Annotated in this window: 1 protein-coding gene; it reads left to right on the top strand. The window is 44.7% G+C overall.

From position 1 onward, the window contains the following. On the top strand, nt 1-262 hold a 262-nt coding region (locus tag NJD71_RS13840; RefSeq protein WP_319052467.1), incomplete at both ends, for a transposase.

Here is a 262-nt window from a genome sequence, read left to right as displayed (position 1 = left end):
AGTCTTGGCGTAATAACTGGGAGGGCTTAACGGTGTTCTTTGAGTATCCGAAAGACATCAGAAAAGTGATTTATACCACCAATGCGATAGAGTCGCTAAACAGTGTGATTCGGACAGCGGTGAATAAACGTAAGGTGTTCCCGTCTGATCAGGCAGCGTTTAAGGTAGTCTACCTAGCAACTCAGCAGGCGTCTAAAAAGTGGTCGATGCCCATTCGTAACTGGACGTCTGCTCTGAATCGTTTTATGATTATGTTTGATGA

Origin of the sequence: Psychrobacter sp. PP-21 (assembly GCF_033790785.1) — a bacterium.
In the GTDB taxonomy this organism is placed as follows: Bacteria; Pseudomonadota; Gammaproteobacteria; order Pseudomonadales; family Moraxellaceae; genus Psychrobacter.
This window is presented reverse-complemented; position numbering and strand designations above follow the sequence as displayed.